This window comes from Lacrimispora sphenoides JCM 1415 (assembly GCF_900105615.1).
GTDB lineage: Bacteria > Bacillota > Clostridia > Lachnospirales > Lachnospiraceae > Lacrimispora > Lacrimispora sphenoides.
On record NZ_LT630003.1, the window covers coordinates 39,879 to 61,601 of the forward strand.

The window sequence follows — 21,723 nt, forward strand, 5'->3', positions numbered from 1 at the left end:
CAGAGGAGATAACGGATATGACTATAAAAAGTAAAAAAGCAGGAATATCAAAAAAATGGTATCAATTATGGAAACGCTTTTTTGCGATGGTTCTGTCGGTTTGTATCATAGGGGGCCAGTTATTGCCGGGAATGAGTATGATGGCATATGCCTCGTCGGAACTGACAGATGAAAACCTTGGGGATGGAGCCAGTGAAGCCACTGCTTACAAATGGATCAATGCCCAGGGAGCAAACGAAGGGAGCTATGGAGGCTCGACTTACCGGTTTGATCTATGTGGTTTAAATGCAGGGCAGACCGGTTACTCCACCAGTGGGATCCAGACAACCTGGTCCTGGCGCGGATATGCGACCTGGCTGGGAATGGCTCAGAATGAGAATTCACCCAGTGCACCTACGGTAGGAAACAGCAATACCAATTACATATATAAGGCCAATGGCTCAACAAATGGCGCGGTCGAATATATCAGCAATATGGGAGTGGAACTGAAAATCGCTGTTTCTCCCAGTCCGGATAATAAATATGTTTTTGTTGATTATTATGTTTATGACAAAAACGGACAGGGAGGTCAGGGAGGAAGAACTTTTTATTTAGGAACCGGTGCGGATACCATGATCAATGGTGACGACGGGGCAACCTGTTATAAAACAGAACGCGGGTTTCATATGGTTAATAGAACGGATAAAACCGTGTTTGACTGCATCACGCGTGATGATAGCCTGGGGGTCACTGCAACGACCACAAGATGGCTTGGGACATACAGTTCTTATCAGTCAAATCTTTTTAAAGAATCCACTGCTTCTGATACGACCGGTGTTAGCGACTCAGGAATTGCATATTCCTGGTCCTTTAAGCTTCATCCCTATGAAACGGTCCATAAAAGAGTTGCCTTTGCCATTCGCTCCACCTCCTATTATGTATCAGATTTATATGGAAGTGACAGCAGCTCGGCAGAAGGGACATACACCAGTCCATATAAAACCATTGAATATGCTTTAAATAAGATTGGAAATAAAAAAGGATACATCTATGTGATGGATTATCCGGATATCACGGCCCCCATAGCAATATCCGGGTCTTCTTCCAAGGATATTACGATAGCAAGTACGGATTTTGATCATTCAGGAAATCCTACAAATGAAAATTCGGATTATATTAAGACCTTAAAACGGGCAGATTCCTATACAGGCTCCGTTTTTAATGTTTCAGGCGGGACATTAAAATTAACAGATATCATCCTTGACGGAAATGGCGTAGAGGCTTCCTCGCCGCTCATATCCGCAGCTACCGGAACGGTTGAGATTAATAGCGGAGCAGTTGTAAAAAATTGCAACGGGACTTCAGCAGGATCAGGAAGTGCGGTAGAAATAACGGGAACAGCAAATCTGTCAATGAATTATGGAACGGTAAAGGATAACATTTCCAATGGTAAGGGAACTGTTTACTTTGACAGTAACGGTAGCTTTTCAGTAAAAAATCTGGTAACCATCCAGGATAATGTGAATTCTTCCGGAGAAAAAAACAATGTTTATCTTGCACAGGGAAAACGAATTACTGTAAATGGAGATCTGGATGCCTCACAGATCGGTGTGACTGCACAGCAGATACCTGAGGCATCGGTCGGAGATTCGACAGAGATGGGACAGGAAGTTGTCATAGCTGTACCTTCCGCCGATTATTCTGCAAGTCTTACCTCTTGCCCGTTTGCAGACAACTTTTTTGCAGATGAGGATACAGGAAACGGAACCGGGATTTATACCGCAGTTGGTTCCTCGGCTTTAAACAATTCGCGGAACACTGTCTTAAAGCGCAACGGATATACCGTAAGCTTTGCGTACCAGGATACTGCTACAGGGGGAACCGTGACCGGTGCACCTGATACCCCCAGCTTATCCTTTGCATCAGGCGATGGTGTAGTGATTCCGCCGCCATCGGCTATTTCCGGGTATGAACTGACCGGTATTTCCATTGACCAGGGGACCGGCGGCACCTTAACTGCGATAGAAATAGCAGGGACCGATTTTGGAAAGATAAACGGGACCATGCCGGGACAGGATGTGGTGGTCACCTATGAATATACCCGGATTGATGCATCCATTGCCTTTGTAGTCAACGGAGGGACGCCTCAGCCTCAAACCCTGACAGGAACGGCCGGAAATAGTGTAAATGCACTGCTTCCCAGTGTAAGCAGGTACGGTTACGTGTTTAAGGGCTGGAGCAAAGTGAACAGCCAGACCAGCCCGGAATATATTACCTCCTTGCCGGCTGTCTATCCGGAAAACCCGATTACTTACTATGCCATATGGGAGTCGGATCCGGGAGTAAAGTTTGATTATACGGTGGATTACACCAATCAGAACGGCTCCATCGTGTTCCAGTCGACGACCACGGCAAATACCTATTCCGTGGAATCGGTGATCCAGTCCCAGAAAAAGAACATCCATGGGTATTTGTGGAGTCTTTTGGATTCTCTGACCAGCCCTGCTGAATATAATTATGACGGGCTTGGAGCAGTGCCGATCGGGAACTTTGACGGCTCGACCGGGGAATTTAGCGGAAGGATGCCGGGACAGGATGCGGCTGTGAAATACGCATACAAGGTAGACCGGAATAATCTGGCGGCCAGATCGGATCTGACGGTGCGCTATGTGACGGAGAACGGAACCGTGATCCATGCGCCGGGTGTGACACCCTATTACCCGGAGGATGCCATAAGTACAAGTCCGCTGGATATATACGGATACCAGTTCGTATCGGGAAGCATAACAGCCGGAGATACTGCGGATGATACGGATGGAAATCTGGTCAGTGCAGTCCAGGGAAGCTTTGGAAGCAGCGGTGGTTTTACGGGCTTCATGCCGAACCAACCGGTAGAAATTACATATGTATATGAAGCAACAGGAGAAGGGTATGCATTTGCCGTAAACTTCTTAGATAATGATACCAGCGACAGTGGTTTAAGAAATATCATGAACCCAGAGATCCAGCATAAAACGGCGGATACAGCAGTCAGCATGGAATACCGGGATTTATACGGTTATAGCTATGCTAGTGCTGCGGCGGTACCGTCTTCCAGCGGAAGCTTTGATGGGAGCCATAATTATACGGGGACCATGCCGAGTGATGACTTAACCGTCAGCTACCGGTATGACCGTGTTCCGTCCCAGTGGGCCCGGATTACTTACAAATCAGGCATCAATGGCGCCATTTCCCATGGAAACGGAGTTTCTTCTGATGTTCAGGAACAGGGGAGCGGAACCGGGGTCTATGAGACGTCCATACTGAAAAATGACGGCTCTGCAGCAGGACAGACCGACAGTTATACCTGGAGTGTGGTAAAGGAAAAACGCCTGGTTCCCTTGACGCAGGCGGACCAGTATTACCGGTTTGCCGGTTGGTTTATAGACCAGGATGGAAACGGGGCATTGAATGGCGGAGAACAGCTTCTTTCAGAAGATTATCGTTTTACTGAAGATGTGATCGTTACAGCCCTGTTTGAAGAGGACCCGGAGAAATGGATCGACATTCAGTTTGCGGCAGGAGAACACGGTTCTCTGGCAGACGGAAGCATTACCTCCCTCCATATCCAGTATGACAGGACCTGGGGAGACATCGCAGGCCAGATACCGGGCTATGTGCCGGAGATCAACTATCTGGTGGATGGCTGGTATGACGGGGACTTAGAAGTGGAATCTAGCGATGTATTAAGGAACGGACATACCTATACCATACGTTTCTATCAGGATCCAGCTGTATTCGGTACGGATGTGGCAGCTCCCGATGCCTCCACCGGACTTAACGGGGAAGGAAAGGGAAAGATTACTGTTTATCATACCACGGCAGGTTACCAGTACATCATTACTGACCTGGAAGGAAACATCGTGGGAGTGCAGACAGGAAATATCGCAGGCCGGGTATATTTTGACGGACTTTATCCGGGAGCCAGATACCTTGTGTATGAGGCTGCAGGAAATGTGCATGCAATCGTGGGGAACCAGATCGGAGAAACAGCAGGGAACATCAGTGACCCGGTGGAGGTATTAACACCGGTGGTGGAGACCAACTACCAGATCTTATTTGATGAGAACCACGAAGGAAAAACAGTGCTTGTGATCAAGCCTGCCGATAAGAAGTCGGATTATGCAGTTTTAAGTAAGGATGGAACGGTTATCGTTACTGCGGAAACCGGAAGTGACGGCTGGCAGACTGTGACAGGAAATCCGGGAAGTGTAACATTTTCCGGGCTGAATTATAACGAAGAATATATCGTGGTAGCCAGGCCAAAGGGAGAGACCGGAATCACGGCAGAAAGCCGGATGCCTGACGGATCGGTGATCACTACAGATCCTGGCGGAGCGCTGGAGATCCCCAACTACATCGTGGAGACTTTAGAAGGCCGTGTGGTAAGTGTTGATCAGGAAGCGATTGATGCAGCCAGATATGAGGAAGCCCATAAGGGAGACCGGGTGGTGATTACCGCAGATGGGGTTAACGGAGCAGGAGAAACGTTCTTGTACTGGAAGATCACCATAGGATCGGTTCCGGGGCTTACAGGAAAGCTGTATGAGAGAGAGCTTGCCTTTGATATGCCGGATACCAATCTGGTGTTTACGGCTTATTATTCCCGTCCAACAGCCAGTCCGAGCAATGCAACGGTGGTTGATGAGGTCCGGGGAGGAAGCGAAAATGAGATCGCCCTTGATCCGGGAGAGATACCGGATCTGGAGGAAGCGCTGACGACCGATGCAGATCGTGTGCTGATGGATCAGAACCATGCAGATGTAACCTATAAGGTGGTATATACAAAGAATGCGGCAAAGGCCACGGAATCTAATGCAGTAAAGGCATCGCCTGAGTACGACAGCGACCACAGCCAGGCATTTAAGGCGGCCTGGGGACTGAATGTAGACATTGAGCGTTATGTCAATGGAAGAAAGACGGCCATGGCGACGCCATCGGATGCGGAGTTTACTACCTATATCCAGTTAGGCAAGGATGATGTGGACATGATGGACTACCAGCTATACCGGATCTTTACGGACCCGATGGACGGTTCGGTCCAGGCGGAGCTTGTGGAGATGCCAGATGATCCGGAAGAGACCGGAGGGCTGTTTACCTTTACGGCCCAGGCAGGAATGAGATATGTGATGGTGTATTCCAAGGCATATCGGCTGTATTTCTTAGACCAGACAGCACTTCCGAGATACCAGTATTACTTCAAGGTAAGAAAGGGAGAAGCCCCAAGTGACTGGTATTATTCCTATGAGTATGGTCAAGTGGAAGAACCGGCAGATATTTTTGTCAGTGAAGAAGGCGTAGAGTACAGCTATGTAGGCTGGAGCTATCGTGAGGACCGTCTGCGTGAATTCGATCCGGACCGGGAGATCAGCCGGAAGACCTATGTCTATGCGTACTACGAGAACAATCAGAAGGAAGTAAATGATGCAAGGAAAGAGCTTGAGGATGCCATAAAGAATGCGATTGATAAGAGCGATGACTATTTCCTGACATTAAAGGAAACGGAGAAGCTGAAGGAAGCAATCGAAGAGGCCCTGGAGGTACTGGACCGTACTTCTCCAAAGGCGACCCTTGATGAACTGCTTGAAGCGCTGGAAAAGCTTAAAGAAGTGACAAAGCCGTTAGATGAAGTACTGGATGACCGTTATGACCACTATGATGAGATCCAGAGCTCGGGAAGCAAGGGAGGAAGCAAAGGCGGAGGAGGAACCGGAAGCGGAATCAAGGCAAACCCTTACAACCCAAGCAGGAGCAAGAGTTACATCGTGGGCACCAATGGAAACTGGGAAGAGCTTTCAGGAACGGGAGGCCAGTGGGCCTTTGTGCTAAACGGAGGAATCCGTCTGACAGGAATGTGGGCGAAGCTGGATTATGCAAACGGAGACGTGAACAAAAACGGCTGGTATCATTTCAATTCCAGCGGAATCATGGATTACGGCTGGTTCCGTGATGAGAAGCTTGACTGGTATTACTGCAATACAGAATCAGACGGCTGGCTTGGAAAGATGAAGACGGGCTGGCATCATGATAAGGAAGACAACCGCTGGTATTATTTAGACCCTGAGACAGGAATGATGGCAAAGGGCTGGAGGAATATCGGAGGAAAATGGTATTACTTTACAGAGCAGAACAGTATGGAAACCTATCGGTATGATGCGTCAACGGAAAAATGGATCTATAAGAGCAATGAAGGGCGGCCACTGGGATCCATGTATGTCAGTGAGATGACGCCTGACGGATATGCCGTTGGAGGAGATGGAGCCTGGCTGCAGTAAGGAGGAAACAATGAAAAACATGAAGAAATGGAAAGCGCAGACTGCATTGATACTGGCAGCCGCCATGGTTATTACCATGGCGGCACCGCCCGCATCTGCAGCAACGCTAGGATACGGCGATCCTTCTGTCGTTCAATTTGATCCGCAGAAGGGGCCGAATCTATCGCATTCTACATATGCGAATGTACCAAGATATGAAAATAACATTTCCTATGCCACGGGACAGGCAGGATATGCCCTAAGTTCATCTGTGGATTTTAGCGGCATTGAAACAGAGGACAAAGGCTCCGGACCAAGGCCCAAGCTTCCGGTATTCCAGGTTGAGTGGCCGGGCTATACCTTTGACGGCTGGTATAACGAAAATGGAAATAAGGTTCTCAACCTGCCTTATGCTTTCCCCTATGAGTCACCGGAAACCTATAAGGCGGTTTGGAATGGCAACAGCAGCAGCCAGTTTGATTTCACGGTCATGCATTACCGTGATTTAAATTCGGCAAGAGACAGCATAACTGACGGTACCAGTCAATCCGCATGGCCATCAGACGGCGACAGCCAGGTGATCCGTTTTTTTGATGACGGAACCTGGACGAATCCGGTGACAGCCAATACACCGGTTTCAGCCACCTATAAAAGGAACATACCGGGGTATAAGCTGAAATCAGTGCTGATAAAAAACAACAAGATCAGAAGATTTGATGATGCGAGCGGGGCCGGAACACTGGAAGAGGCCGCTGCTGTCAACACTTCTACCAACGCGATCCGGGGATACATGCCTAACGATGATCTTACGGTTGCCTATCGTTATGAACCGGATACCAGCAAGAAATTTACACTGCGGGTAGAATACGTTGATGGAGACGGCACTGCTATAAAAACACCGGATGCCTATGCTTACTCTGCAGAAACAGCCTTCTCTGTTGCACCTGCCGCTATAACGGCATATGAACTTACTGGTGCAGAGCTGAAGGCCGGATATGGAGATACAGATGATTTAGTAAACAGAGGAATCTATTCGGCGGCTTCGGCTGGCTGCAGCTTTGATGCAGATAAGAATTATACTGGAAAGATGCCCAATCAAATGGTGGTAATCACCTATAAGTATCAGATTGATCCGTCTTATACGACTCATATTATTGTAAATACGGTGGATAATCATAACAACATTCTTGAACAACAGCAGGATTTGTCCGTATCCCCGACTGAACCCGTTGAACTGGAAATAGAGAGAAAATCAGGATATTCTTATCCACCGAATATCACGTGGAACGGTAATTTCTCCAACTCCGTTCTGGATCAGACAAGCGAAACGCTGACCTTTAATACGGACATTGTCGGAGGTTCTGTTACCATTACCTATAACGAGGATTTGACGGATCCTGATTACTGGGCCCGCATTGATTACTATAATGGTGCGAACGGAAGTCTGTCGGGAGATTCCTCTCCCAGGTTTTTCAGGCTGGATACCTATACAATTGATGAATTGACTCAGAGCATCACCCCGTCACCGGCGACTCACTATTTATTTGACGGCTGGTATAAAGCAAACGCAAACGGAACAGGAAAAACCGGAGCAAAGCTTACCGGAGATGTAGAGATAACCGGGAACCTGAAGCTGTATGCCAATTTTGAAGAGGACCCCAATGAGTGGTTTGATTTAAACTTTGTATCCGGAAGCCATGGAAGTATTGTTTCAGGAGCCACTTCGGTCCATGTAGTAAAAGGAACGATATGGACGGATCTGGCACTTCCTTCGCTTCAGCCAGATGACAATTATATGTCTGCAGGCTGGTATGATGAGAATGGGAACCAGGTACAAAATGATCTTCAGATTCTTTCCAATCACAGCTATACGGCCAGGTTCACGCCAATTGCAGGAGATGACGGGATTTTATGCATTCCGGATGCAGATGGTTCCGTATCAGCAGATGGAAACGGGCAGATCAGAATCAATGGTGCGAACGAAGAGAGAAAGTATGCAGTTACGGATGCAGACGGTATCGTCATATCCACCATGACAGGCTCTCAGTTGCAGAGCGGGAAATTTACAGGACTCAACCCCTGTACCTATTATTATGTGTATGAACTTTCATTGACTGCAGTACCTGTAGCAGGGGAACCGCTGACCAGTCATGTGGATGGTGCCCTGATAAGCCAGCCTGCAAGAGAAGGCATTGTCACTCTTGGTAACAACTATTCCATTGTAAATGATGGAAATGAGGGCAGGAAGAAAATCAGGATCAGTCCGACGGCGGCGGATACGCTGTATGCGCTGCTCGATGGTGATGGAAATGCCGTTTCATTGGAGGGATCAGCAGACGGATGGTTAGAAGCCGCAGGAAATCCGGCTTTTGCAGAATTCCCAGGTCTGGAATCCGGCCGGGAATATACGGTAGTTGCAAAGCATTTGGGAGAAACAGAGTCTCCGTCTGAAAAGATATTGCTGGGAAATACTATTTTCCTGGAAGAATCCTCTCAGGTGCAAAATCAGACCTATACTCTGTATATCACAAACGGAGGCTATGCAGCGGAGGTTACCAGAAATAACGTACCCCTGGAGATTGAAGAAGGAGCAACCCAGATCAGTGTCCGTGAAGGGGATAAGATAAGGATTAAAGCCCCTGATGTAACCGGGTACGGTTTTAAGCGGTGGGATTGCCTGATTGGATCTATGTCTCTTACTGCATCTCAGGCAGAACAGCAGAATCCATGGGTTATCATGCCGGCCGGCGACGTGGTTCTTCAGGCACGGTATGAGTCCGTACCAGCCACGGCGACCTCATCCAATGCAACGGTAGATTATTCCCCTAAAAATGGAACGTTTGCCCTCAATATGCAAACGGATCTTTTGGAAGCGTTAAAACTCGACCTGATTGACAATTCTTCCGATCCGGGTTTGCTGGCATCAGGGCATAAAGTGGAATATACGGTTAAATTTGACCGGAGAAGTGTGCCGACCGCTACGGAGTCCAATGCAGTAAGAGATGTGGCTGCAGTGGATAGTGAAGCATTAAAGATCCCATGGGTTTTGGGAATATCATTGTCAAGAAAGGTGGATGGCATTAATAAAGCACTGCCGTCGGATGGGAACCACACACCTGATATTCAGGTTTATGGTACCCTGGATACCAGCCTTCTGGGGAATATGGATTACCAGCTGTGGAAGGTTGAAAATGCGGATAGCGATCCGGTATGCACGGAGATTATACCCGTGGAACCTGATCTGAATGATCCGGATGCCGGTTTTACCGGTACGTTCCGATTTAATGCAAATGTTGGGGACACGATTATCTTAACTTATTCCAAATCATATACGGTTACCGTTACCGATACGATAAGAGGTTCGGTGGCAAGTCTTAAAGCAAGAGCCGGAAGTATTTTAGAAGATGCGGACGGATATATGGATCTTGAATGCTTGGAAGACTACACGGATCCGGTTACCGGTATCGTATATGAATTTGCAGGATTTAAAAAACAGCCGTTGGCTACCGCAGGTTTTTATGATATAACGGCTCCGATTAACAAAGATCTCCAGCTGTACGCAGTGTATGAACAGGAGGACGATTCCTTGTGGCAGGAGGCAAAGAACCGGCTGGAGGATGAAATCAATACGGCTAATGCTTTGAAAAACAATGGTTCGGTAAGTGAAGAAGACCGAAATATATTGACCGATGCGATCCATGATGCGATTGTAGTGCGCGATACTCTGCCCCGTCCAACGATTGATGAGCTGGATCAGGCTTATCAGACATTAAAGGATATTGTTGACGGAATCACAAATGGCAATGGCCCCGGAGGAGACAATGGCCCCGGAGGAGACAATGGTTCCGGAGGTGATAATGGTTCCGGAGGTGATAATGGTTCCGGAGGAGGCAATGGTTCCGGGGGCGGAAGTGGTTCTGGAGGCGGAAGCGGTTCCGGAAGCGGAAGCAGTTCCGGAATGAGCAGTTCCAGCAGCAGTAGCGTGGGACCGGGTGCTTACCGTTTTGGAAGTTATAAGACTTATACAAATGATGTTGACGGTCACTGGGAGAATTTTAATCCGGCAGCCAATGGCTGGTCCTTCATTTTAAGCAGCGGAACAAAATTAAAAGACCAGTGGGCAAATATCAGATATTCCTATAATGGGACAACCCTGATCTATACATACCATTTTGACAAGGAAGGGGTAATGGACAGCGGCTGGTTTTTAGATGAAGAAGGGAAATGGTATTTCTTATCCACCGTTCACGATGGTTGGTTCGGACGCCTTAAGACCGGCTGGCATCTTGATGATAATGACGGAAGATGGTACTACTTAAATCTGTTTAACGGCGCTATGCTTACCGGCTGGCAGAAAATAGACGGCGAATGGTATTACCTGACACCGGAAAACAGTCAGCAGACATGGTATCTGGATAAAACAACAGGGAAGTGGGTCTATGCCGGTCAATCAGGACGTCCGCTGGGTTCCCTGTACCGGGATGAAGAAACCCCGGATGGATATTATGTAGATGACAGCGGGAAATGGACACCGGAAACCCCATAGTTTAAATTGAAATCATTCTTCGAAGGAGGGGAAAGTGTTTGGATTATCTGGCACTCTCCCTTTCTTTCGAAGGATAATGGATAAACGGATGGCCGGCACCTAAAGAGGAAACAGGTTTCCGAAGCATTTGGGGTTTGAGTCAATGGTAAGAAGATTGAGGTAAGAACAAAGAGCACTGATTTAAGGTAAAGTTTTAAATCGGTCTTTTTGAAAGGAGGAAACATGGAACGAAAGGAAGAAAGGAAAAAAGGAAGGATCCGGAATGTTTACATGGTTTGGAAACGTATTTTGGCAATGGTCCTTTCCGTATGCCTGATAGCCGGACTAACTTTTCAGGAGACGGTAATTGCTTTTGCATATATTCCGGAACTGGGAAGCACGAATCTTGGACTTTCTGCAAGTGATAATATCAACCAGACATGGAAGTGGAGTAATGACTATTCCAGTACTGGTTCCGGAGGCTCAAGCTGGCGCTTTGAGCTTGCAGGAAAAAAGGCAGGGCAGAGTGATACTTACAGTACCAGCAATATGCAGTTTACTTATAGCTGGTATGGTTTTCCCAGTTATCTTTTCATGGCGGCAGATGAAGCCACCAGCAATGCTAAGATAACACCGGTACCAGCCAATGTAACTGGCCTTTATACACCGGGTACACAAATAACTCTCGGCAGCGGAACGTATTATTCCGCAAAGCATGGTCAGCATGATTCTGACGGTAATGCAATCACCGGTTCTTTTAATGGTTATTACAACGGGTATACAGAATTGCTTAAATTCGGATCGGGCGCGAATGAAACCCGTATTGAGATGAAGGTTACGACCACTCCCAGTTCCGATGGCAAATATATGCTGGTAGATTATTATCTTGCTCATGTAGGCGGTACAATGCCGTCTGACGGCCGTACTTTCTGGCTGGGCAGCGCCTATGATCTACAAATCAATGGCAGTCTTACAAAAGATATGTATAAAACAGCCCGGGGATTTTATATGAGGGAGACTGCAAATAAGGCGGTTGTTGTTGATGTGATTACAGATGACCCGACTCTGGGAATAACAGAACCTACGACAACAAAATGGGCAGGAAGTTTTAGCGAGCGATGTACGAATATGTTTAAGGAATCCGCGGCGTCTTCCGCATTGTCCAGTGACTGCTCTATTTCCTATTCGTGGATGTTTACAGTACGGCCTTATGAAATTATACATAGAAGAGTTGCATTTGCAATGAAAGAGGCGGCGTACTATGTTTCTTCACAAAATGGCAATAACAGTAACTCCGGAATATTTAGTGAGCCATTACAGACCATAGAGGCTGCAATTGCTAAATGCAACGGGAAAAATGCATATATTTATATTCAGGATTATAATCCAATTAATTCTACGATTGATTTCAGCAGCATAACAAATTCAAACACGAAAATTGTCATATCCAGTACTGATATGACATTAGGGGGAGCTCCTACCGCTGGTGCCCGTGTGACTCTGGCTCGTGCCAATGGATTTGCTGGTGAAATGTTCTCGAATAATAATAATTTTGGGCTTTCATTTACAGATATTATTATGGATGGAACCAATGGAACTATGTCAGATGCTGCTTCATTGATTCAATCAAGCAGAGGAACTTTAGAATTAAATAATGAGCTGACTCTTCAGAATAATAATGGAAGCGCAGTAGAAATTCTGGGAAGTACGAATTTTGTGCTTAATGGCGGAGACAGTGGAATTGAGATAAAGAGCAACAGACCTGCAGCGGGAAAAGGTGCGGTTCAATTTGAAAGTACCGGTACTTTTTCTGCCCGGAATGAAATAAATATTTCGGATAATACAAATACAACAGGAGAAAAGGCAAATGTCTATCTGGCTGATGGGAAGCACATTACCGTAGAGGGGGATCTTGGTGCCTCCCGGATCGGTGTAACTTCCCAACAAGTTCCGGAGGCTTCTGTCGGGGAGTCAACAGCCGCGGGGCAGGAAGTCATTATAGCCGTTCCTTCGGTTGATTATTCCGGAATCATTTCCTCCTGCCCGTTTGCAGACAACTTTTTTGCAGATGCGGATACCGGTAATGGGACCGGGATCTTTTCAACGGTGGGATCCTCCGCCTTAAATAATTCCAAAAATACAGTATTAAAACGCAATGGATATACCGTAAGCTTTGTCTACAGGGATTCCACCACGGGAGGAACTGTGACCGGTGCACCTGATACCCCCAGCCTGTCCTATGCATCAGGCGATGAGGTGGTGATTCCGCCGCCATCCGCTATTTCCGGGTATGAGTTTACCGGAATCGCCATTGATCAGGGTACGGGCGGCACCTTAACTGCGGTGGAAACGGCAGGGACCGATTTTGGAAAAATAACCGGGACCATGCCGGGGCAGGATGCGGTGATCACCTATGAATACACCAGGATTGATGCCTCCATTGTTTTTGTAGTGAACGGAGGGACGCCTCAGCCTCAAACCCTGACAGGAACAGCCGGGAACAGCGTAAACGCCCTGCTTCCCAGTGTAAGTAGGTACGGATACGTGTTTAAGGGCTGGAGCAAAGTGAACAGCCAGGCGAGTCCGCAATACATTTCCTCTCTGCCGGCTGTGTATCCGGAAATCCCGATTACTTACTATGCCATATGGGAGTCGGATCCGGGGGTAAAGTTTGATTATACGGTGGATTACACCAATCAGAACGGCTCCATCGTGTTCCAGTCGACGACCACGGCAAATACCTATTCCGTGGAATCGGTGATCCAGTCCCAGAAAAAGAACATCCATGGGTATTTGTGGAGTCTTTTGGATTCTCTGACCAGCCCTGCTGAATATAATTATGACGGGCTTGGAGCAGTGCCGATCGGAAACTTTGACGGCTCGACCGGGGAATTTAGCGGAAGGATGCCGGGACAGGATGCGGCTGTGAAATACGCATACAAGGTAGACCGGAATAATCCGGCGGCCAGATCGGATCTGACGGTGCGCTATGTGACGGAGAACGGAACCGTGATCCATGCGCCGGGTGTGACATCCTATTACCCGGAGGATGCCATAAGCACAAGTCCGCTGGATATATACGGATACCAGTTCGTATCGGGAAGCATAACAGCCGGAGATACTGCGGATGATACGGATGGAAATCTGGTCAGTGCAGTCCAGGGGAGCTTTGGAAGCAGCGGCGGTTTTACGGGCTTCATGCCGAATCAGCCGGTAGAAATTACATATGTATATGAAGCAACAGGGGAAGGCTACCGGTTTACGGTTAATTATCTGGATAATGATTCGGCTGATAATAACTTGAGAAATATCGTTATTCCGGTGGTCCAGCAGAAAACAGCGGATACAGCGGTCAGCACAGAATACCGGGAATTGTACGGTTATAGCTATGAAAGTGCGGCAGCAGTACCGGATTTAAGCGGAAGCTTTGATGCTGGCCATGATTATACAGGGATCATGCCAAGCGATGACCTGACCGTCAGCTATCGGTATGACCGTGTTCCGTCAAAATGGTATCAGATCACCTACCGGACTGGAGCTCACGGCTCCATCTCCCATGGAAGCGGTGTGTCCCCTGACGTAGTAGAGCAAACCTTGGGAAGCGGGGTGTATAGTACTTCCGTTCTTGGAAATGACGGCTCTGCAGCCGGACAGACCGACAGCTACACCTGGAGTGTGGTAAAGGAAAAACGCCTGGTTCCCATGACGCAGGCGGACCAGTATTACCGGTTTGCCGGTTGGTTTATAGACCAGGATGGAAACGGAGCATTGAATGGCGGAGAGCAGCTTCTGGCAGAAGATCACCGTTTTACCGGAGATGAGACTGTTACGGCCCTGTTTGAAGAGGACCCGGAGAAATGGATCGACATTCAGTTTGCGGCAGGAGAACATGGTTCTCTGGCAGACGGAAGCATTACCTCCCTCCATATCCAGTATGACAGGACCTGGGGGGACATCGCAGGCCAGATACCGGGCTATCTACCGGAGATCAACTATCTGGTGGATAACTGGTATGACGGGGATACGGAAGTGGAACCGACCGATGTCCTAAGAAACGGACATACCTATACCATACGTTTCTATCAGGATCCGGCCGTATTCGGAACGGATGTGGCAGCTCCCGATGCCTCCACCGGACTTAACGGGGAAGGAAAGGGAAAGATTACTGTTTATCATACCACAGCAGGCTATCAGTACATCATTACCGATTTAAGCGGAAGTATTGTGGGAGTACAGACAGGAAACATCGCAGGCCGGGTATATTTTGACGGACTTTATCCGGGAGCCAGATACCTTGTGTATGAGGCAGCAGGAAATGTGCATGCAATCGTGGGAAACCAGATCGGAGAAACGGCAGGGAACACCAGTGACCCGGTGGAGGTATTAACACCGGTGGTGGAGACCAACTACCAGATCTTGTTTGATGAGAACCACGAAGGAAAAACAGTGCTTGTGATCAAGCCTGCCGATAAGAAGTCGGATTATGCAGTCTTAAGTAAGGATGGAACGGTCATCGTTACCACGGAGACCGGAAGTGACGGCTGGCAGACTGTGACAGGAAATCCGGGAAGTGTGACTTTTTCCGGGCTGAATTACAACGAAGAATATATCGTGGTAGCCAGGCCAAAGGGAGAGACCGGAATCACGGCAGAAAGCCGGATGCCGGACGGATCGGTGATCACTACGGATCCTGGCGGAGCGCTGGAGATCCCCAACTACATCGTGGAGACTTTAGAAGGCCGTGTGGTAAGTGTTGATCAGGAAGCGATTGATGCAGCCAGATATGAGGAAGCCCATAAGGGAGACCGGGTGGTGATTACCGCAGATGGGGTTAACGGAGCAGGAGAAACGTTCTTGTACTGGAAGATCACCATAGGATCGGTTCCGGGGCTTACAGGAAAGCTGTATGAGAGAGAGCTTGCCTTTGATATGCCGGATACCAATCTGGTGTTTACGGCTTATTATTCCCGTCCAACAGCCAGTCCGAGCAATGCAACGGTGGTTGATGAGGTCCGGGGAGGAAGCGAAAATGAGATCGCCCTTGATCCGGGAGAGATACCGGATCTGGAGGAAGCGCTGACGACCGATGCAGATCGTGTGCTGATGGATCAGAACCATGCAGATGTAACCTATAAGGTGGTATATACAAAGAATGCGGCAAAGGCCACGGAATCTAATGCAGTAAAGGCATCGCCTGAGTACGACAGCGACCACAGCCAGGCATTTAAGGCGGCCTGGGGACTGAATGTAGACATTGAGCGTTATGTCAATGGAAGAAAGACGGCCATGGCGACGCCATCGGATGCGGAGTTTACTACCTATATCCAGTTAGGCAAGGATGATGTGGACATGATGGACTACCAGCTATACCGGATCTTTACGGACCCGATGGACGGTTCGGTCCAGGCGGAGCTTGTGGAGATGTCGGATGATCCGGAAGAGACCGGAGGGCTGTTTACTTTTACGGCCCAGGCAGGAATGAGGTATGTGATGGTGTATTCCAAGGCATACCGGCTCTACTTCTTAAACCAGACAGCCCTTCCGAGATACCAGTATTACTTCAAGGTAAGAAAGGGAGAAGCCCCCAGCGACTGGTATTATTCCTCAGAATACGGACAGGTGGAAGAACCGGCAGATATTTTCGTCAGTGATGAAGGTGTAGAGTACAGCTATGTAGGCTGGAGCTACCGTGAGGACCGTTTAAATGAATTCGATCCGGATCGTGTGATCAGCCGGAAAACCTATGTTTACGCGTACTACGAGAATAATCAGAAGGAAGTAAATGATGCAAGAAAAGAGCTTGAGGATGCCATAAAGAACGCGATTGATAAGAGCGATGACTATTTCCTGACATTAAAGGAGACAGAGAAGCTGAAAGAAGCAATCGAAGAGGCCCTGGAGGTACTGGACCGTACTTCTCCAAAGGCAACCCTTGATGAACTGCTTGAAGCGCTGGAAAAGCTTAAAGAAGTGACAAAGCCGTTAGATGAAGTACTGGATGACCGTTATGACCACTATGATGAGATCCAGAGCTCGGGAAGCAAGGGAGGAAGCAAAGGCGGAGGAGGAACCGGAAGCGGAATCAAGGCAAACCCTTACAACCCAAGCAGGAGCAAGAGTTACATCGTGGGCACCAATGGAAACTGGGAAGAGCTTTCAGGAACGGGAAGCCAGTGGGCCTTTGTACTAAACGGAGGAATCCGTCTGACAGGAATGTGGGCGAAGCTGGATTATGCAAACGGAGACGTGAACAAAAACGGCTGGTATCATTTCAATTCCAGCGGAATCATGGATTACGGCTGGTTCCGTGATGAGAAGCTTGACTGGTATTACTGCAATACAGAATCAGACGGCTGGCTTGGAAAGATGAAGACGGGCTGGCATCATGATAAGGAAGACAACCGCTGGTATTATTTAGACCCTGAGACAGGAATGATGGCAAAGGGCTGGAGGAATATCGGAGGAAAATGGTATTACTTTACAGAGCAGAACAGTATGGAAACCTATCGGTATGATGCGGCAACGGAAAAATGGATCTATAAGAGCAATGAAGAGCGGCCACTGGGATCCATGTACATCAGTGAGATGACGCCTGATGGATATGCCGTTGGGGGAGATGGAGCCTGGCTGCAGTAAGGATACGATGAAAAGCAGCAGCTTTCGTTAGCTGGAAAGGGAAAGTGTGCATATCCTTTGCTTTCCCTTTCTTTATAGAAAACCTGACAAAGCACGATTGAAAAAGGGGATAATAAACCTATGATAAAAAGCGAAGAAATGCAGAACATCTGCCGCAGCATGACTGTAACAGACCGGGTCAGTACGATGCTCATCTGTTTTCATGGAAAAAAGGAGGGAAATTTATATGGTGAAATTCTTAACTGCTATATAGACGGACCTGTATGGTTTTCCGATATAGGTGATTTAATGCTGAAACTGGATGAAATATGCGACTGGGTTGGAACTCCCCAGCCTACCACTAATCCAAGGTTTCTTAATAAAAAAATGTCAGAAGAATATGCACACAGAACTAAGGGAAAAAACAAAATACCAGTAAAGGCAAAAATTCAGCTGCAGGATAGTTTGACCCTAAGTACCCGTGCGGTTCATGCAAAAGAAACATTGATTGTCAAAATAGAACATCGCCAGAACGCGAGTTTGCAGGGAATAGTGGCCGGCAGACTGACATCCAGAAATTATGTAGCGTTCCGAAGCGCTTTAGAACTGATGCGCATGATAAAAGAGATTGCCGTAAGAACGTAAAATACGGAAATGGACCATTGGCCCTATAAAATAAATATGATAAAAAGCCCGGAGAAAAGAAAATCTTCACCGGGCTTTCCTGCTGGGATTTGTATTACTGAACGAGATAGATTTCTGCACTCCTGGTGCCATAAGCACGGGTTTCACCATGAGTATTGAAGAATATATCAATGTGGTTCCCTTTGACTCCGCCTCCGCAATCCTCCGCTGTATAGACAACTCCGTTTATCATGATGCGGCTGCCGTAAGGAATGACCCTTGGATCAACAGATATGGTATGGTTTGCGGCCGCAATGGTTCCAGTGCTGGTACGTCCTCCCCAGCCTCCGGAACATTTGCGGCAAGGGCAGTAGGCCGTAGTTTTAAAAGCTCCCAGGGAACGAAGATTGGAGGTGCTGTTTTGAAGACTTGCTGCAGCGGCAGCACCTACTCCATGTACTCTGGTGCCGGAAAGCTTCTGACCTCCTGTATAGGCCTCTATCAAATAGGTGCCGTCTCCGTAGGAACTCCAGGGAACCGGCATTTCAAAACCGTAATTACCGGTTCCGTTTGATACAAGATCCTCCCGGTACTTGGAGGCGGTGGTGGTTAGTTCTGCTACGACCTGTCCGTTAGACTGATTGGTAATGACAATCTTTACTTCTGCCGCAGAGTTTGGATCAGAACAGTTTAGGGCCCAGCCCCTGACGTTGTTCTCATCAGCATTGTCAATAATACCTGCCGTTTGGGCCGCTAAAACGTTCCATGCACTTATCAAGATAAATGTCATCATTAGTAAGGTTCCGAGGAACCAGTGAATTCGGTTTGTTTTACTCATATTACAAATACTTCCTTTCTTTTTTACAATCTGTAACAAGTTTTAATATATTTATAATTATATGTAACAGATTTGTAATAAATGAGGTACAAGTAAACATTTTACACATTTTTCCAATTTTGTCAAGGTTAAGACGAAAAAAACCGCAGAAGCAGTGAAGTAATTCACTGTTCTGCGGCGTCATATGGGCATTTCCTACTGTTCAATGACTGCAAATAATTCTTTTGTCTGTCTTCCAAAATCCAGCGCTTCTCTGCGGCTTCCAAAGAAAATATCGATTTTATTTCCCTTTACGCCGCTTCCGATATCTTCAACGGTATAAACGATGTCGTCGATCATGACCTTTGTTCCAAGCGGAAGAAGTGTGATATCTGCGGATATGGTATGCTGCGGCTGCGGTATCGTACCGGAATAGGTACGGCTCTGTTTGCAGGTGCTTTCGCCGGGACAATATGCAGTGGCGGAGAAGAGTCCCAGGGATTCTCCCTTTTGATAAACCGGTTTTGCCGGTTCTTCCGGCTTTACAGGTTCGGTTTCTTTTTTCTTAATGCCAGGTCCGATTTCCTCAGTACTGGCTGATGCCGTCTGATTTTCCGTGCTGGTTTGTATGGTTTGGTGATCCGTTCCAGAGTTTTCAGACTGTACTTGATTCACGGTTTGGCCATTTCCTGTAGTCTCGGCTGCCAGTGCAGTTGTAGACAACAGCAGGATACAAAGAAGTGTCAGGAATCCGGTGATCCTCTTTTTCCCTGAAAAACTATTCATAATTTACCTCCAAATGGATCAATCGGATATGCAGGCATATCCAGTTGATTCACAAGCTCAAGGTTGTAAGACATCTTTCCTTCAACCTTACCTCGCAATTGTGTTGTTGTGGTGTCATAATTACCATTATATTACAAAAGTGTTAAAAGTCAAGAAGATAATGTCAACAGCTTTGTAATATTTCATTTAGAATTGAGGAAAAATGTACAAACAGGACATAAAAACTTCATCAAAAAGTTTTTAGGAATGTATTGACAAAAGTAGAAAAAAAGAATATATTATGAAAAGAAGATGTTAGCACTCCCAAACGTTGAGTGCTAACAAAAAGACTCAGAAAGGAAGTGGGGCAGTTTGAGTGACAGAGATCAGCTAGATGAGCGGAAAGTAACTATATTAAAAGCCATCATCAAAACTTATCTGGAAACCGGAGAACCGGTAGGTTCCCGTACCATATCAAAGTATACGGATTTGAACTTAAGTTCTGCTACCATCCGGAATGAGATGTCTGATCTGGAGGAGCTGGGATATATCATGCAGCCTCACACCTCCGCCGGAAGGATTCCTTCAGACAGAGGATACCGCTTTTATGTGGACCAGATCATGCAGGAAAAAGAAGAGGAAGTCACTGAGATCAAGGATATGATGTTAAAGCGGGTGGACCGGGTAGAACTTTTGCTAAAACAGATGGCAAAGCTTCTTGCCCAGAACACCAATTACGCTGCAATGATCAGCGCGCCCCAATACCATCGGAACAAACTGAAGTTTATCCAGCTCTCTAAGGTTGATGAAGAAAAGCTTCTTGTAGTTATCGTGGTGGAGGGAAATATCATTAAGAATACCATGATTCCCATTCATACGGAATTAGATGACGAAGGACTTCTGAATCTTAACATTCTTCTTAACAATGCCCTTAACGGGCTGACCATAGAGGAGATCAATCTTGAAGTGATCAGCAGGATGAAGGTTCAGGCGGGCCCCCACTGTGATGTGGTGGACCGGGTTCTAAGCGAGGTGGCTGCCGCTATCCGGGGTGATGATGAAGACCTTCAGATTTATACCAGCGGGGCCACGAACATTTTCAAGTATCCGGAGTTAAGTGACGGAGAAAGGGCCAGTAAGCTTATCGGTACGCTGGAACAGAAGGATCTTTTGCAGGGGCTGATTGATGATATGAACAGCTCGGAGAGCGGATCCGGAATCCAGGTATACATCGGCGATGAGGCACCTGTTAAGGCAATGAAGGATTGCAGCATTGTAACCGCCAACTATGAACTGGGCGAAGGCTTAAGAGGTACCATTGGAATCATTGGTCCGAAACGGATGGATTATGAAAAGGTTCTCAGCACATTGCGTAATCTCATGACGCAGCTGGATACCATTTTGAAAAAAGATGAAAGGTAAAGGGTAGAGCATTGAGCATGGAAGATGTGAAAACAGATGAGAATCTGGCAGACGAGACTGTTCATACAGAGGATGCAGTTTTCGCTGAAAAAGAAATAGAAGGTGCAGAAGCCTGCGGGGACGATGGAACCCAGGAACATGTTCCGGAAGAAGAAATGGCTGAAGAGGGTTCCAAAGAAGAATCCGGAAAAAAGGGCCTTTTCGGAAAAAAGAAAGAGAAGAAAGACCCAAGGGATGAAAAAATAGAGGATCTGACAGACCGCCTTCAGAGGTCCATGGCTGAATTTGATAATTACCGCAAGAGAACAGAAAAAGAAAAGTCAGCCATGTTTGAAATCGGAGCAAAGGATATCGTTGAACGGATCCTTCCGGTAGTTGATAATTTTGAAAGAGGCCTTGCAGCCATATCTGAGGAGGAAAGAAACGCTCCTTTTGCAGATGGAATGGAAAAGATATATAAACAGCTTATGAAAACGCTGGAAGAAGCCGGCGTAAAACCCATTGAAGCGGTTGGAATGCCTTTTGATCCCAATTTCCATAATGCAGTAATGCATATTGAAGATGAGTCATTGGGTGAAAATGTAATTTCCCAGGAGCTTCAGAAGGGTTACACTTACCGTGACAGCGTGGTAAGGCATTCCATGGTGCAGGTGGCTAATTAGTAATATAGCATCAGGAAGCAG

8 protein-coding genes are annotated in these 21,723 nt (G+C 47.2%); 6 read left to right on the forward strand and 2 right to left on the reverse strand.

The genetic code is table 11. The features are described 5' to 3' along the window. The first annotated feature begins 17 nt into the window (after nucleotides 1-17). From BMX69_RS00190 to BMX69_RS00205, 4 genes are all read left to right on the forward strand, one after another. Nucleotides 18-6,293 (forward strand): hypothetical protein, encoded by a 6,276-nt coding sequence (locus tag BMX69_RS00190; protein WP_330387558.1) that lies wholly within the window; start codon nucleotides 18-20, stop codon nucleotides 6,291-6,293. A gap of 10 nt (nucleotides 6,294-6,303) precedes the next feature. Beyond that, nucleotides 6,304-10,818 (forward strand): N-acetylmuramoyl-L-alanine amidase family protein, encoded by a 4,515-nt coding sequence (locus BMX69_RS00195; protein WP_100041205.1) that lies wholly within the window; start codon nucleotides 6,304-6,306, stop codon nucleotides 10,816-10,818. A 222-nt stretch (nucleotides 10,819-11,040) separates the two neighbouring features. Then, entirely contained in the window at nucleotides 11,041-17,433 is a 6,393-nt protein-coding gene (locus BMX69_RS00200) for a hypothetical protein (protein WP_100041206.1), read from the forward strand. A gap of 120 nt (nucleotides 17,434-17,553) precedes the next feature. Then, nucleotides 17,554-18,057 (forward strand): hypothetical protein, encoded by a 504-nt coding sequence (locus BMX69_RS00205; RefSeq protein WP_025231547.1) that lies wholly within the window; start codon nucleotides 17,554-17,556, stop codon nucleotides 18,055-18,057. Nucleotides 18,058-18,151: 94 nt separating this feature from the next. On the opposite strand, the gene BMX69_RS00210 is transcribed toward BMX69_RS00205, so the two are convergent. Together BMX69_RS00210 and BMX69_RS00220 are read right to left on the reverse strand one after the other, a co-directional pair. Then, the gene (locus BMX69_RS00210) at nucleotides 18,152-18,874 is read right to left on the reverse strand and encodes a 3D domain-containing protein (protein ID WP_054790621.1); all 723 of its coding nucleotides are present in this window, start codon (nucleotides 18,872-18,874) and stop codon (nucleotides 18,152-18,154) included. 195 nt (nucleotides 18,875-19,069) lie between these two features. Further along, nucleotides 19,070-19,639: a 3D domain-containing protein gene (locus tag BMX69_RS00220; RefSeq protein ID WP_100041207.1), complete on the reverse strand. Its 570-nt coding sequence runs from the start codon at nucleotides 19,637-19,639 to the stop codon at nucleotides 19,070-19,072. Between the two features lie 351 nt (nucleotides 19,640-19,990). Here BMX69_RS00220 and hrcA point away from each other — a divergent pair, with 351 nt between their 5' ends. Further along, nucleotides 19,991-21,040, forward strand: coding sequence for a heat-inducible transcriptional repressor HrcA (hrcA, locus tag BMX69_RS00225; protein WP_100041208.1), 1,050 nt, complete (start codon nucleotides 19,991-19,993; stop codon nucleotides 21,038-21,040). 17 nt (nucleotides 21,041-21,057) lie between these two features. Beyond that, on the forward strand, nucleotides 21,058-21,702 hold the full coding sequence (gene grpE, locus BMX69_RS00230) for a nucleotide exchange factor GrpE (protein WP_100041209.1): 645 nt from the start codon (nucleotides 21,058-21,060) through the stop codon (nucleotides 21,700-21,702). Nucleotides 21,703-21,723: the final 21 nt, after the last annotated feature.

What these genes read in the sequence shown, in the direction of transcription:
- BMX69_RS00195 (WP_100041205.1), top strand. Translation starts at nt 6,304, where the DNA reads ATGAAAAACATGAAGAAATGGAAAGCGCAGACTGCATTGATACTGGCA.
- grpE (WP_100041209.1), top strand. Translation starts at nt 21,058, where the DNA reads ATGGAAGATGTGAAAACAGATGAGAATCTGGCAGACGAGACTGTTCAT.
- BMX69_RS00205 (WP_025231547.1), top strand. Translation starts at nt 17,554, where the DNA reads ATGATAAAAAGCGAAGAAATGCAGAACATCTGCCGCAGCATGACTGTA.
- BMX69_RS00220 (WP_100041207.1), bottom strand. Translation starts at nt 19,639, where the DNA reads ATGAATAGTTTTTCAGGGAAAAAGAGGATCACCGGATTCCTGACACTT.
- BMX69_RS00190 (WP_330387558.1), top strand. Translation starts at nt 18, where the DNA reads ATGACTATAAAAAGTAAAAAAGCAGGAATATCAAAAAAATGGTATCAA.
- BMX69_RS00210 (WP_054790621.1), bottom strand. Translation starts at nt 18,874, where the DNA reads ATGAGTAAAACAAACCGAATTCACTGGTTCCTCGGAACCTTACTAATG.
- BMX69_RS00200 (WP_100041206.1), top strand. Translation starts at nt 11,041, where the DNA reads ATGGAACGAAAGGAAGAAAGGAAAAAAGGAAGGATCCGGAATGTTTAC.